Source organism: Streptococcus suis, from assembly GCF_016743335.1.
GTDB classification, from domain to species: Bacteria; Bacillota; Bacilli; order Lactobacillales; family Streptococcaceae; genus Streptococcus; species Streptococcus suis_Y.
Map to the genome: position 1 here is coordinate 26,954 of NZ_WCJE01000021.1, position 12,994 is coordinate 39,947.

Below are 12,994 nucleotides of genomic sequence, written 5' to 3' on the forward strand. Positions count from 1 at the left end.
TAGGATGGCAGAAAAAAGATTGGGAACCTTGATAACTTTAGTTGCAGGGATAGCTTGGGGACTTTCGGGGGTAAGTGGGCAGTACTTGATGTCACGTGGTGTATCAGTGGATATGATTACCTCCCTTCGGTTGATGGTATCCGGTGTTTTTCTGCTCGGGCTAGCCTATTTGACAGCCAGAGAGCAGCTAATTAAGGTCATAAAGAGCAAACGGGCTTTGTTAGGAATTTTTGTCTTTGCTATGCTTGGTTTGGTACTCAATCAAATGGCCTACCTTCAAGCGATTTACTATACAAATGCAGGAACGGCTACGGTTTTACAATATCTTTGTCCTGTCTTGGTATTGGCCTATACTTGTTTGAAAAATAGGGAAAAGCCATCAGGAATTGAGTTGGTTTCAATTGTTTTGGCTGTCGCAGGTACATTTTTAATTGCAACTCATGGCAAATTGGATGAGTTGGCTGTGACACCAATTGGTTTGTTCTGGGGAATCTTCTCTGCCTTTACTTATGCGCTCTATATTATTTTGCCAGGAAAACTGATCCGTCAATACGGCAGTATGGTGGTGATAGGGCTGGGCATGCTGCTGGGCGGCTTTGTGGTTACGCTTGGCTTACAAACTTGGCAGGGCAATCTACCGCTTGATGGTGGAAGTTTCCTGGGCCTGTTAGGTATTGTCGGAGTCGGGACGATTTTTGCCTATACGGCCTTTCTCAAAGGGGTCAGTATGGTTGGTCCTGTCAATGGTAGTCTATTGGCTTCTATCGAACCAATCGCCTCAGTTTTTTTTGCGGTATGGTTGGTCAATGAACGTTTTTATCCAATTGATTTTCTAGGCATGGCCTTGATATTAGGAGCTGTTCTTCTTATTTCATTAAAGGATATTATTATTTCAGAGAAGAGTATTGGTTAATATACTCTTTTTTGATATACTAAAGTAAAAGACATAAGAGGAAATTGCAATGATAAAAGAATTTTGTTCGGAAAACCATGTAGATCTTGCCAAAGCTATCTCAATGGGTGCCCAGCGGATTGAACTTTGCGATAATTTGGCAGTCGGGGGGACGACACCGAGTTATGCTATAATCAAATATGTTTGTCGACTGGCACATGAGCAGGATGCAACAGTCATGACCATGATTCGCCCTCGTGGTGGAGATTTTTGCTATGATGAGGCAGAGATTGAGATGATGGTTGAAGATTGTAAAGCAGCGATTGAACTGGGGTCAGATGGTCTGGTTTATGGTTTGTTAACCGAGGAAAATTGGTTGGACGAACCAGCCTTGGAAAGACTGTTTGCTGTTTCGCAGGACTGTCAGATTGTCTTTCACATGGCTTTTGACCAAATTCCTCGCGAACGCCAATTCGAGGCTCTTGATTGGCTGGCAGCTCATGGTGTGACACGGATTTTGACAAGAGGCAGTTTGACGGGGTCTGCCTTGAACAATGTGGATTGGTTGCAGGAAATTGTCGCCTATGCACAAGGTAAAATTGAAATCTTGATTGGAGGAGGATTGACTGTGGACAATGTGCCGACTTTACTAGAAAAACTAGCTATTGACCAAGTTCATGGGACAAGATTGTTTTGGTAGGTTATGACGTATGAAATCCTTATACTTCTTATAAGTATGTAATAAAAGTTGAAAAGGTTTATAATTTCCCCTTATCTTGTTACAATAAGAATATCAAGCATAGGGGGGAAGAAATCTATGACAATCATTGAAAGAGCTGATAATTTAGAACGTATCATCTTGCCAGAAGGTTACTATGAAACTCTCGCTCAATATGTTCGAGCTGGGAAAACAGGTTTTGATTCTGAACTGGAAAAACTGGGTGAGCAGGGGCTAGACATCAATGTCTACAAGGGTTCTGAGCAGGATAGGGAGGTTATTCTGGAAGATATAGAGAATTTGCCTCAAGAGATCCGTGAAGAGTTAGCTCGCTTTGCTGCGAATTTGCTCAATCCACTGCGAGAACAGTTGGGAACTGTGGCTGTGGAGGTGAGTGATTTAGCCCTGGACTATGCAGACAGGTTGGCTCAATCCTTGAGTAGCTCCCTCCGTTATCACAACTATGATAGCTTGATTGCTATTGCTCAACTTAAGGGTGTCGAACCCAAAGGCAAGGACTGTCTAGCCTTTTCAGAATATCGAGAGACTTATACGCTTTATGATGCCAAAAAATTGGTTTACAAGGCACTGATTTGGCGCCTCTTTGATGACAGTCATGCTGATTATGGTCATGCGACGACGATTTTGGGCATGGATGAGGATGATTCTGGTGTTGAGGAAATTGGATTTGCCTTCTCGAAATATTCACTGGATATTGATTGGTTGTTGACCCATATGATTTTCATTCCTAAGGATTGGATTTTAGAAAGCAAATAGCTTCGTAGAATAGGCACTCGGTTCCACCGGGTGTTTTCCTTTTGGCTATCTATTCGCTTTTTTCCTAGAAAAATGGTATAATTATCTGATAAAATTCTTTGGAGAAGTCCGTGACGTTAGAAAATTATATGCCAGATTTTGCCTTGGAAAAGGCCTATGATGTGACAGTTGACAGTTTGAAAAAACAGGGGATTAAGGTAGTCTTTGTCGATTTGGACAATACCTTGATTGCTTGGAATAATCCAGATGGTACGCCAGAGATGCGCCAGTGGTTACAGGATTTACAGGCCGCAGGCATTCCCGTTGTGGTGGTTTCCAACAACAAATACGAGCGGGTCAAGCGAGCAGTTGCACCTTTTGGGATTGAATTTGAAGCCTTTGCGCTCAAGCCTTTCACTTTTGGGATTAACCGTGCTTTGAAACGCTTTGATGTCCAGCCACATGAGGTGGTTATGATTGGGGATCAGTTGATGACAGATATTCGGGCTGCTAAGCGAGCTGGTCTCAAGTCTGTCTTGGTCAAACCCTTGATAAAGACGGACTCTATCAATACGCAGATTAACCGTTGGCGTGAGCGACGGACCATGAAAAAAATCATCGCTAAATATGGAGCGATAGACTACAAGAGGGAGATGTAAGTGGAAGAATTATTTTGTATCGGCTGTGGTGCCCAAATTCAGACGACGGATAAGACTGTTGCTGGTTTTACACCTCAATCAGCCCTAGAAAAAGGTCTGGAAACAGGGCAACTCTACTGCCAACGTTGTTTCCGTTTGCGCCATTACAATGAGATTTCAGATGTCAATATCTCGGATGACGATTTCTTGAAACTGCTCCATAGCGTAGGAGAAAGTGATGCCTTGGTGGTTAATGTTATTGATATTTTTGATTTCAATGGTTCGGTCATTCCAGGCTTACCTCGCTTTATTTCTGGAAATGACGTGCTTTTGGTCGGCAACAAGCAGGACATTTTACCCAAGTCTGTCAAGACAGGAAAGGTCACTCAGTGGTTGACCGAGCGGGCACATGAAATTGGCATGCGACCAGTGGATGTGGTCTTGACTTCTGCTCAAAACAAGCAGGCTATCAAGGACTTGATTGAAAAGATTGAACAACACCGCAAGGGACGGGATGTCTATGTGGTCGGCGTGACCAACGTCGGCAAGTCAACCTTGATTAACGCTATTATTCAAGAAATCACAGGGGACAAGGATGTCATTACGACTTCACGTTTCCCTGGAACGACGCTGGATAAGATTGAAATTCCTCTGGACGATGGTTCATACATCTATGATACGCCAGGAATTATCCACCGTCACCAGATGGCTCATTATTTGACGGCTAAAAACCTCAAGTACATCAGCCCTCGCAAAGAAATCAAGCCAAAGACCTACCAGCTTAATCCAGAACAAACCTTGTTCTTGGCTGGTCTGGGACGATTTGATTTTGTAGCAGGTGAACGCCAAGGCTTTACGGCCTTCTTTGACAATGAATTGCAACTCCACCGTACCAAGTTGCAGGGAGCTAGTGAATTTTACCAGAAACATGCGGGCTCACTTTTAGTGCCACCAACCAGCAAGGAATTGAAGGAATTTCCAGAATTGGTCCGCCATGAATTTACCATCAACGAGAAGACGGATGTGGTCTTCTCAGGACTTGGTTGGATTCGTGTCAATGAAAAAGCCAAGATTGCTGCCTGGGCACCTAAAGGTGTGGATGTGGTCATTCGCAAGGCGATTATCTAATACTCTTCGAAAATAAAAAGCAGACGTTGTTGACTTGATTTGATGAGTGTAAAGCTCCAGTGGAGCTTTACAGCCTGCTACCTGAAAGCGTGAAAGTAGTAGGGTTCTATCTGTATCTGCGTCGCCTAGTCTGATTTTAATTTTCATTGAGTATAAGAGGTATTTGATTTCAGTTTTTACAATTAAAGAGAAAGGAAGTTCAAGTCTTCTGATTTGAACACGGGCTAAGTATATCGGCGCAATAAGGAAAAACTTTATTTTCTTTATTTCCCGATTGTAACAGTCTCCCAGACTGTTACAACGCCCTTTGTATAATAAATTATGCTAACTTCAAAACAACGTGCCTTTTTGAACAGTCAGGCACACAGTCTCAAACCCATTATTCAGATTGGGAAAAATGGTCTCAATGACCAGATTAAAACCAGTGTTCGTCAGGCGCTGGATGCGCGTGAATTGATTAAGGTGACCTTGCTACAAAATACGGATGAAAACATCCACGAAGTAGCGGAAATTTTGGAAGAAGAAATCGGTGTGGATACGGTCCAAAAAATTGGTCGCATCTTGATTTTATTCAAACAATCTAGCAAGAAAGAGAACCGTAAAATTTCCAAACAGGTCAAAGAAATCTAAGAAGGAGAGCCTATGGCTATTGAACTCTTAACACCCTTTACCAAGGTTGAATTAGAGGTTGAAAAGAAAGAAACCAATCGCAAACAAGTAGGGATTCTGGGAGGGAATTTTAACCCTGTCCACAATGCTCATTTGATTGTGGCAGACCAGGTCCGTCAACAGTTGAAGCTGGATGAAGTCTTGCTCATGCCAGAATTCATTCCGCCTCATGTGGATAAAAAAGAAACTATTGACGAATATCATCGCTATTCCATGCTCAAGATGGCTATTGCAGGTATGGAGGGCTTGGGGATTGAAACCATTGAACTGGAACGCCGTGGTGTCAGCTATACCTACGACACCATGAAATTGTTGAAAGAAAAAAATCCTGATACGGATTATTATTTTATCATCGGTGCAGATATGGTAGACTACCTGCCAAAATGGCATAGGATTGATGAATTGGTCCAGTTGGTGCAGTTTGTTGGTGTCCAGCGTCCTCGTTACAAGGCGGGGACGTCCTATCCGGTTATCTGGGTAGATGTGCCCTTGATGGACATTTCATCCAGCATGGTACGGAACTTTATCAAGCAAGGACGGGTACCGAATTTTATGGTGCCTCATGAAGTTCTGGACTATATCGAAGAAAAGGGACTTTACCAATGATTGCAGCAGATTTGACATTTGACCGTCAGGCTCTTTTGGAAAAAATTCGTGCGGCCATGAAGCCAGCACGCTTCCAACACGTCTTGGGTGTGGAGCAGGCAGCACTTGCCTTGGCAGACCAATATGGCTGTGATCCGAAAAAAGCCAGTCTGGCAGCACTCTTGCATGATTATGCCAAGGAAGCGGAAGACCAAGTCTTTCTGGACTTGATTGCCAAGTATGATTTGGATAGGGACCTGCTCAACTGGGATAATAATATCTTGCACGGTGTGGTTGGCGTCTATAAAATCGCAGAAGATTTTGGTTTGGAAGATGAGGAAATCTTCCAAGCCATTCAACGCCACACCATTGGTGCAGGGCAGATGACCTTGCTGGACAAGGTGCTCTATGTGGCGGACTACATCGAACCCAATCGGGATTTTCCTGGGGTGGACGAGGCGCGTCGTATCGCAAAAGAGTCCTTGGATAAGGCAGTAGCCTATGAAACTGCCCAAACCATTTCTTACTTAGCCAAGAAGGGGATTCCCATTTATCCACAAACCTTGGAAACCTATAATGGCTATGTTGCTGTGTTGAAGGAGTAGGGATGATTGCATTATAGTCATTTAGTTTTTCTTTTATTACTTCGTTAACTCGCTTTGCCGTACTCCAGTACAGCCTGCAGCTCGTTGCCTAGTACTAAAAGCAAACTAAAAGGCTATAAAATATCTGGATGAAAGCTCCTATCAAGCAGTCTTGGACTTGACAGTAGCTGAGGCAGATAAGGGATTCGTGGCTCCCAACGTGCGTTCCTTGGCAGATGCCTGGCTATACAGAATGAATGGTGATGTCTTTCCCTATGCCATCTGGGCGGATGAACAGGTGGTCGGTTTTGCCTTGATTGACATTGATGAGGACATCCAGCAATATATGCTCTGGCGGTTTATGATTGGTCAAGAATTTCAGGGGAAAGGCTATGGTCAGGCAGCTTTGGAGGTTGTGATTGATCAAGCAAGAGCTCACCCTGTTTGCAATCATTTGATTGTCTCCTATGTCAAGGGCAACCAAAAGATGGCAAGACTCTTGGAGAAAAATGGTTTTGTCTTAGATCTTGAAGAAGAAAGGGAATTGGTGTTCCGTTTGGAAACGCCTGGGGTCAAGTTTTGAAATCCGCATTGTTAGTCATTGACATTCAGCATTTGCCTGTGGAAGGCAAGCCCTATGGGATTGAAAATCGGCTTCGGCTCTGGCAAGAGAGCCTTGCTCAAGCCCGTCAAGCGGAGCTAGAGGTCATCCATGTCCGTCATCATGACCAGGAATTGGTCAAGGGGACTGCTGACTGGGAGATTCACTCAGCTGTTGCACCCTTAGCTAGTGAGAAGATTTTCGATAAGACCTTTAATAGTGCCTTCAAGGAAACGGGGCTTCATGCATATTTGCAGGAAAAGGGAATTGAGCAGCTCATCATCATGGGCATGGCGACCAATTTTTGCATTGACACGACGATTAAAGTAGCCTTTGAACTAGGCTACAAGGTAGCTGTGATCCAGGACGGAACGACGACAGGTTATTCAGGAAAATTGGATGCCAAGGACTTGATTGACCACTACCAAAACATCTGGTCATGGAATTTTGCCCAGGTGGATACATTAGAAAATATTATTAGAGGATAAGATGAAAGAACTAGATTTAGTAAAAGTTGTGGTCCAGGCTGCTGATGACAAGCGAGCTGAGGACCTTGTTGTAATTGATGTTCAAGGTGTGACCAGCCTGACAGACTACTTTGTGATTGCCAGTTCCATGAACAGTCGTCAGTTGGAGGCTATTGCGGAAAACATCCGTGAAAAGGTAGCGGAAGTTGGAATCAAGGGTAGCCGTGTAGAAGGCGATAGTAACGGTGGCTGGGTCCTTTTGGACCTTGGAGGCGTAGTCGTTCATATCTTCTCAGAAGAAATGCGTGACCTCTACAACCTTGAAAAATTATGGCACGAAGGAAGATTCTTAGAAGTGTCGGAGTATCTAGGATAGAGGTAGCTTTATGGCAAATTTAGTAACAGTTTTAGGGTTGGGGTTAGCGGGCATAGACCCTGTTGGTATGTTGATGCTCATAGCACATCTTGCTGCTGGTGGAAGCAAGCGTCAAGCAATTCTTTTTGCAGGACTTATACTATCTGGTACAACATTGCTAGGTTTGATCTTATCGACACTTTTAGGCTCTAGTCTCAATAAACTGAGCGACTTAATTGGGGAAGTCGGCGTAGCTATTAATCAACTGCCTGATGCCAGTTGGATTTGGATCGATATCGTCCTCATCGCTCTCTTGATTTATTGGGGTATTCGCCGTGACAATCAAAAAGAATACAAAGAGAAACAAAGTGAAAAGAAAGCAACAAGTATCTGGGCAGGAATAATCTTTATGATTTTTTCAGCAGTTACCGATCCTAGCTTCCTTGCAGTCCTGGCTATATCTGGGCACGGCAATCAATTATTATTATCCTTATTTTACTGTACAGTCTGGACTTTACTGAGTCAAGCCCCCCTTTTTCTCCTTGCAATTGCTGTAATTTTCAATCAGCATGAAAGATTTGTTCTAAAATTTAATGCTTTCGTGGATAAATATCGTCCTAAACTAAGTAGGGGTCTGACAGTTCTTATATATGTCTTAGCTTGTGTTTTTACCTTGGATTTAGCATTGTACTTTATAACTGGAAATTGGTTATTAGCTTAAAATAGTCGTGAGACTATTTTTTTATCGAAAAGAGAGAAGAAAATATGGCAACTTATGAAACCTTTGCGGCGGTCTATGATGAAATCATGGATGACAGCTTGTATGATAAATGGACAGATTTTAGCTTGCGGAACTTGCCACAAGACACCAAGACAATTTTGGAATTGGCCTGTGGGACAGGGATTCAGGCTGTACGTTTTGCTCAAAAGGGCTTTGAAGTGACAGGGCTTGACCTGTCCTATGAAATGCTGGAGTTGGCCCAGAAAAAGGCAGAAGCTGCTGGCGTCATGATGGAACTAGCCCAAGCAGATATGATGGCTCTGGAAGGTGTCGGAGAGTTTGATGCGGTGACTTGTTACTCAGATAGTCTTTGCTACATGGCTGACCAAGAAGCTGTTTTGCGGGTCTTTGAAGGCGTTCATTCTGTTCTCAATCCAGGAGGGACCTTCCTTTTTGACGTTCACTCTATTTATCAAATGGAGGAAGTGTTTGCAGGCTATAGCTACCATGAAAATTATGAGGATTTTGCCTTTGTCTGGGACACCTATGAAGGGGAGCATGAATATTCGATTGTTCATGAATTGACCTTCTTTGTCAAAGATGAGGACAGTCAAGAGGAGCGGTTTATCCGTCGGGATGAAGTTCATGAAGAGCGGACCTATCCGATTGAAACCTATGTGGAATGTTTGAAACAAGCTGGTTTTTCCTCTGTGGTAGTCTTTGCAGACTTTGAAGATCAAGCTCCGACAGAAACCAGTCAGCGGTGGTTTTTCAAGGCGGTCAAGGCATGATTTCAGGGATTATTGCAGAATACAATCCTTTTCACACGGGACATAAATACCTGCTGGACCAGGCGGAAGGCTTGAAAATCGTGGTTATGTCTGGCAATTTTATGCAACGGGGTGAGCCAGCCATTGTGGATAAGTGGACACGGGCTCAGATGGCTTTGGAACATGGGGCAGATCTTGTTGTTGAGATGCCCTTTTTAGTGTCGGTCCAGTCGGCTGACCATTTTGCCAAGGGAGCAATCAGCATTCTACACAGGCTAGGTGTGGAAAAACTGGTTTTCGGTACGGAAGAAATGCTGGATTACCAGAAAATTGCGGATATTTATGTGGATAAGTCGGAAGAGATGGAAAATTTTGTGAAAAACTTGCCAGACAATCTCTCTTATCCACAGAAGACTCAGGCAATGTGGCAGGAGTTTGCTGGGCTGACCTTCACAGGTGATACGCCAAATCATATTCTGGGCTTGGCTTACGCTAAGGCGGTGGCTGGAACAGGCATTCAGCTCGGTCCTGTTCAGCGGCAGGGGGCAGGTTTTCATTCGGAAGAGGTGGAAACGACCTACGCCTCGGCGACGGCTATCCGAAAGGGTGCTGACCAGTTGGACTTGGTGCGTGCCTTTTTGCCGTCTGCCAGTCTCTTTGAAGAGGCGACCAAGGTAAGCTGGGACCAGTATTTTCCCCTGCTCCGCTACCAGATTACGACCCACCGAGATCTTAGTCAGGTCTTTCAGGTCAACGAAGAACTAGCCAGTCGTATCCGCTCTGCCATTGGGAGCGCAGCGACCGTGGAGGAGCTAGTGGATGCCGTTGCGACCAAGCGCTACACCAAGGCGCGGGTGCGGCGGGTGCTGACCTACATCTTGGTCAATGCGGTGGAAACTCCCTTGCCAGAAGCGGTCCATGTCCTAGGCTTTTCGGCTCGAGGCCAGGCCTATCTCAAGACCGTCAAGGAGCGGGTGGAATTGGTGACGCGGATCGGCAAAGAGCCCTGGGACAGCCTGACCCAGCAGGCAGATGCGGTCTATCAACTGGGCGCTGACGCAATAGCAGAGCAGACCTACGGGCGCGTGCCGGTGAGGGTGGGGTGAGATGAATGCAATAAAGAATGGGAAGTTTTTGTCGTTGACTTGAAAAACTTCCTATTTTTTTTGTATAATTTAAGTAGAAAAATCAAAGGAAATAAATCATGAAAAATTGGATGGACTATTTTAAGCCTCACATTGTAGATAGGGGCTGCAGTTTATTTTTAGACGATGCCGTTCAAGGGCTTCAAAAGACCAGTGATGGCTACAATGCACATGTTATTGGTGGTCAAGTCTATGAGGTGGAGATTAGCTTTGAGCACGGTCAGCTGGTCAGTATGTGGTGTGAGTGTCCCCATGCTCAAGAAATGAACCACTGCAAGCATATGGCAGCAGTCTTGTTTGCTATTTCTGAATTAGATAGCCAGCCAGCTCTTGAGGGTAAAGATGTGTCACTTGCCCAGCTCCTGGATAAACTGACAGTTGAGCAACTACGGGCTGTTGTTCTTGAATTAGCCCAAGAAGATAGGGAACTAGCCAATCGGCTACAACTGCGTTTCTCATCCCAGCTAACACCTCAGCAAGTGGAAAATGTGATGAAGGAAATCAGAGGCCTGGGGCTTCCTTTTGAGGACAGGCGTATGGGGTTTATAGAGTATAGGCAGACTAGGGATTACGAACGGGCCGTGGAAAAGGCCATGCATCAGTATCTCCAGCCGTTGCTGGATAGGTGTGAGTATGCGAATTTCTTGGCTGTATCAGATGCCTTTTACCATCAGATTTGCCAGCAAGAGTTGGATGATTCCAATGGAACGACTGGTAGTCTGCTTTATATACTTACTGGCTACTGGCAGAATTTATTGACTGTAGCTCCGGATAAGATTGTCCAAGAATTACTAGACTGGTGCTTAGAAAAGCTAAGTGGCTATGAGGTTGCAGAAGACCTTCTCATGGAATTTGTAGAAACGAAGTTTCAAGAAGAACATTTCCTTGAGCAGAAATTGACCTATTTTCAAGCGGTCTTGCAGGCGATAGAAGAAGGAGACCAGTCCTCTTGGTCATGGAAATTCCGTCGTGATCGATTTGCCTTGATCTGTTACAGGTTGTTGGTTCAGTTGGGCTCTAGTGAGGCAGACTTGCTGACCTTCCAGGCCAATAATTGGGAGGTGGCTGGACTTCGTAAACTAGCCATTGCTCAGGCTGTAGCAAATCAGCATCTAGACCGTGCCGTTCACCTCTTGCAGGAAAGTAAGCGCCTGGATGCCCAGTACAGGGGACTGGTGTCGGATTATAGCCAGCAGTTACGGGACATCTATCGGTCTCAGGAGCAGGATGACAAGGTCAGAGAAGAATTGCTGGAGATGATTTTCTCTGCTGGTGATACTGATTTGGAGCTGGTAGAGGAGTTACGGGACTATGTTTCTAGGGAAGAATGGCAGAGCTACTTAGATGATTTGCTGGAGGATGGTCGTTTCCGGTCACAGCAGTTGAAATTGTTGCAATTGGCAGACCGACCGCAGGAATTATTGGACCGCATTACAGCAAGTTACTGGGCCTTAGAAAATTTGGATCGATTTGAAGACTATTTATCAGAGAAACTGCCTGAGCAATTACGAGATGCCTACGCTCAAGCTCTTTGTCAGCAGATGGATGTGGCTAGTAGTCGAAGCCGCTATCGTCAGTTAGCAGGGTATTTGGTAAAAATTGCAGGTTTACCTGATGGAAAAGTGGTGAGTGCAAGTCTTCGCACCTCGTGGAAAGTCCAGTATCCGCGACGCAAAGCCATGATAGAGGAATTAGATGCAGTGAGGTGGTAGGATATGGCAGTTTGGTTTCGAGATGTAGTAGATGCATTGCAGATGTTGAATCAAGATGACAGGTACTATTATGATAGCTATTTAGATGAATTAGTCTATCTGTCTGTCGAGGAGACGGGGCTTGAATCCTGTGAAGGTTTAGAAGAAGAGATTGAGGAGGATGTGACGGGAAGGTTCGTAAGGCTGCCGACCTATTATGACTTCAATCCCTACGCATTCATGGAGCGTTATGTTTATCATTTGCCTGATGGTGACTTAGCTGACCGCCTGTCTCGAGCTATTCAAGGTCGCGGTGCTTTTAGACGTTTTAAGAGTGAGTTAGAGAGATATGACCGTTTGGAAGAATGGTATGTTTTTGAGGCACAATGCTACAAAGAGCTTGTACTGGACTGGTGTCAAGAAAATGAAATTGCTATTGTGGATAATCGGTTGAAGAAACTCTAATATTTCCCTTGACTCTCACCTTACGTTATTCCTTATACTAGGCACAGAGAGGAGATTTTCCATGAAAACAGTGAAGGAAATGAGTCAGCTTTCAGGTATCAGTGTGCGCACACTTCATTATTACGATGAAATAAATTTGCTGACACCTAGTTTTATTGCGGAAAACGGATATCGTTATTATGATAATGAGGCGTTTGAAAAGTTGCAAGAAATCTTACTTTTTCGTGAATTGGAATTTCCTCTCAAAGAAATTAAAAAAATTGTAGGGAATGCGGCGTATGACAGAGAAGCGGCTTTGAAAGACCAGATTCAGTTACTGGAGTTGAAAAAGAAACACTTGGAAAAAGTCATAAAGCATGCCAAGTCTTTACAGCAGAAGGGAGAAAATTACATGAATTTTGAAGTGTTTGATAAGTCAGATTTGTTGGCTTTCCAGGAGGAAGCTAAAGAAAGATGGGGTAATACCACTGCTTTTCAAGAATTTTCTGCTAAGACGAATCAGGAAGGGTTTGCTCAGATAAGTGCAGAAATGTCTGGTATTATGATGGAATTTGGAAAAATGAAGAATTTATCAGCTGATGATTCCAAAGTTCAGAAACAGGTAGAGGTTCTTAAAGCTTATATTAGTGAGAATTTTTATAATTGTACCAATGAAATTCTAGCAAGTCTAGGACAAATGTATATTGCAGATAACCGGTTTACTCAATTTATTGATCAAGTGGGAGGAGAAGGAACAGCAACCTTTGTCAGCCAAGCGATTGCGATTTATTGTGGAAAATAAATAAGAAAAGTCTAGTGAAAACTAGGCT

Annotated in this window: 17 protein-coding genes; all 17 read left to right on the forward strand. The window is 44.1% G+C overall.

The window, feature by feature from the left end; genetic code table 11:
- Positions 1–4: 4 nt before the first annotated feature.
- The 17 genes from F9856_RS07185 (at position 5) to F9856_RS07265 (ending at position 12,966) form a co-directional block, all read left to right on the forward strand.
- On the forward strand, positions 5–913 hold the full coding sequence (locus tag F9856_RS07185) for a DMT family transporter (RefSeq protein ID WP_044760050.1): 909 nt from the start codon (positions 5–7) through the stop codon (positions 911–913).
- Positions 914–962: 49 nt separating this feature from the next.
- On the forward strand, positions 963–1,592 hold the full coding sequence (locus F9856_RS07190; RefSeq protein ID WP_202106184.1) for a copper homeostasis protein CutC: 630 nt from the start codon (positions 963–965) through the stop codon (positions 1,590–1,592).
- Positions 1,593–1,709: 117 nt separating this feature from the next.
- The gene (locus tag F9856_RS07195; RefSeq protein ID WP_202106185.1) at positions 1,710–2,387 is read left to right on the forward strand and encodes an SEC10/PgrA surface exclusion domain-containing protein; all 678 of its coding nucleotides are present in this window, start codon (positions 1,710–1,712) and stop codon (positions 2,385–2,387) included.
- Positions 2,388–2,497: 110 nt separating this feature from the next.
- Entirely contained in the window at positions 2,498–3,025 is a 528-nt protein-coding gene (locus tag F9856_RS07200) for a YqeG family HAD IIIA-type phosphatase (RefSeq protein WP_172056639.1), read from the forward strand.
- On the forward strand, positions 3,026–4,132 hold the full coding sequence (yqeH, locus tag F9856_RS07205) for a ribosome biogenesis GTPase YqeH (protein WP_024376452.1): 1,107 nt from the start codon (positions 3,026–3,028) through the stop codon (positions 4,130–4,132).
- A gap of 318 nt (positions 4,133–4,450) precedes the next feature.
- Positions 4,451–4,762 carry a ribosome assembly RNA-binding protein YhbY gene (yhbY, locus tag F9856_RS07210; protein WP_024379048.1) on the forward strand — a complete coding sequence of 104 codons (312 nt, stop codon included), beginning with the start codon at positions 4,451–4,453 and terminating at the stop codon, positions 4,760–4,762.
- Positions 4,763–4,774: 12 nt separating this feature from the next.
- The gene (locus F9856_RS07215; protein ID WP_029175588.1) at positions 4,775–5,407 is read left to right on the forward strand and encodes a nicotinate-nucleotide adenylyltransferase; all 633 of its coding nucleotides are present in this window, start codon (positions 4,775–4,777) and stop codon (positions 5,405–5,407) included.
- Entirely contained in the window at positions 5,404–5,991 is a 588-nt protein-coding gene (gene yqeK / locus F9856_RS07220) for a bis(5'-nucleosyl)-tetraphosphatase (symmetrical) YqeK (protein WP_202106186.1), read from the forward strand. The genes F9856_RS07215 and yqeK overlap by 4 nt, the downstream gene beginning before the upstream one ends.
- A gap of 115 nt (positions 5,992–6,106) precedes the next feature.
- A complete protein-coding gene (locus F9856_RS07225; protein WP_202106196.1) occupies positions 6,107–6,553 on the forward strand; it encodes a GNAT family N-acetyltransferase in 447 nt (148 codons plus the stop codon).
- Entirely contained in the window at positions 6,550–7,059 is a 510-nt protein-coding gene (locus F9856_RS07230; protein ID WP_202106187.1) for a cysteine hydrolase family protein, read from the forward strand. Before F9856_RS07225 ends, F9856_RS07230 begins: the two co-directional genes overlap by 4 nt.
- 1 nt (position 7,060) lies before the next feature.
- Positions 7,061–7,414 (forward strand): ribosome silencing factor, encoded by a 354-nt coding sequence (rsfS, locus tag F9856_RS07235; protein WP_202106188.1) that lies wholly within the window; start codon positions 7,061–7,063, stop codon positions 7,412–7,414.
- Positions 7,415–7,424: 10 nt separating this feature from the next.
- Positions 7,425–8,114, forward strand: a complete 690-nt coding sequence (locus F9856_RS07240; RefSeq protein WP_202106189.1) for a hypothetical protein — start codon at positions 7,425–7,427, stop codon at positions 8,112–8,114.
- A 44-nt stretch (positions 8,115–8,158) separates the two neighbouring features.
- The gene (locus tag F9856_RS07245; RefSeq protein WP_202106190.1) at positions 8,159–8,905 is read left to right on the forward strand and encodes a class I SAM-dependent DNA methyltransferase; all 747 of its coding nucleotides are present in this window, start codon (positions 8,159–8,161) and stop codon (positions 8,903–8,905) included.
- A complete protein-coding gene (locus F9856_RS07250; RefSeq protein ID WP_202106191.1) occupies positions 8,902–9,990 on the forward strand; it encodes a nucleotidyltransferase in 1,089 nt (362 codons plus the stop codon). The genes F9856_RS07245 and F9856_RS07250 overlap by 4 nt, the downstream gene beginning before the upstream one ends.
- A 98-nt stretch (positions 9,991–10,088) precedes the next feature.
- Positions 10,089–11,741 carry an SWIM zinc finger family protein gene (locus F9856_RS07255; protein WP_202106192.1) on the forward strand — a complete coding sequence of 551 codons (1,653 nt, stop codon included), beginning with the start codon at positions 10,089–10,091 and terminating at the stop codon, positions 11,739–11,741.
- A 3-nt stretch (positions 11,742–11,744) separates the two neighbouring features.
- Positions 11,745–12,185 (forward strand): UPF0158 family protein, encoded by a 441-nt coding sequence (locus F9856_RS07260; protein WP_202106193.1) that lies wholly within the window; start codon positions 11,745–11,747, stop codon positions 12,183–12,185.
- 61 nt (positions 12,186–12,246) lie between these two features.
- The gene (locus F9856_RS07265; protein ID WP_202106194.1) at positions 12,247–12,966 is read left to right on the forward strand and encodes a MerR family transcriptional regulator; all 720 of its coding nucleotides are present in this window, start codon (positions 12,247–12,249) and stop codon (positions 12,964–12,966) included.
- Positions 12,967–12,994: the final 28 nt, after the last annotated feature.

What these genes read in the sequence shown, in the direction of transcription:
- F9856_RS07185 (WP_044760050.1), top strand. Translation starts at nt 5, where the DNA reads ATGGCAGAAAAAAGATTGGGAACCTTGATAACTTTAGTTGCAGGGATA.
- F9856_RS07190 (WP_202106184.1), top strand. Translation starts at nt 963, where the DNA reads ATGATAAAAGAATTTTGTTCGGAAAACCATGTAGATCTTGCCAAAGCT.
- F9856_RS07195 (WP_202106185.1), top strand. Translation starts at nt 1,710, where the DNA reads ATGACAATCATTGAAAGAGCTGATAATTTAGAACGTATCATCTTGCCA.
- F9856_RS07215 (WP_029175588.1), top strand. Translation starts at nt 4,775, where the DNA reads ATGGCTATTGAACTCTTAACACCCTTTACCAAGGTTGAATTAGAGGTT.
- yqeK (WP_202106186.1), top strand. Translation starts at nt 5,404, where the DNA reads ATGATTGCAGCAGATTTGACATTTGACCGTCAGGCTCTTTTGGAAAAA.
- rsfS (WP_202106188.1), top strand. Translation starts at nt 7,061, where the DNA reads ATGAAAGAACTAGATTTAGTAAAAGTTGTGGTCCAGGCTGCTGATGAC.
- F9856_RS07240 (WP_202106189.1), top strand. Translation starts at nt 7,425, where the DNA reads ATGGCAAATTTAGTAACAGTTTTAGGGTTGGGGTTAGCGGGCATAGAC.
- F9856_RS07245 (WP_202106190.1), top strand. Translation starts at nt 8,159, where the DNA reads ATGGCAACTTATGAAACCTTTGCGGCGGTCTATGATGAAATCATGGAT.
- F9856_RS07250 (WP_202106191.1), top strand. Translation starts at nt 8,902, where the DNA reads ATGATTTCAGGGATTATTGCAGAATACAATCCTTTTCACACGGGACAT.
- F9856_RS07255 (WP_202106192.1), top strand. Translation starts at nt 10,089, where the DNA reads ATGAAAAATTGGATGGACTATTTTAAGCCTCACATTGTAGATAGGGGC.
- F9856_RS07260 (WP_202106193.1), top strand. Translation starts at nt 11,745, where the DNA reads ATGGCAGTTTGGTTTCGAGATGTAGTAGATGCATTGCAGATGTTGAAT.
- F9856_RS07265 (WP_202106194.1), top strand. Translation starts at nt 12,247, where the DNA reads ATGAAAACAGTGAAGGAAATGAGTCAGCTTTCAGGTATCAGTGTGCGC.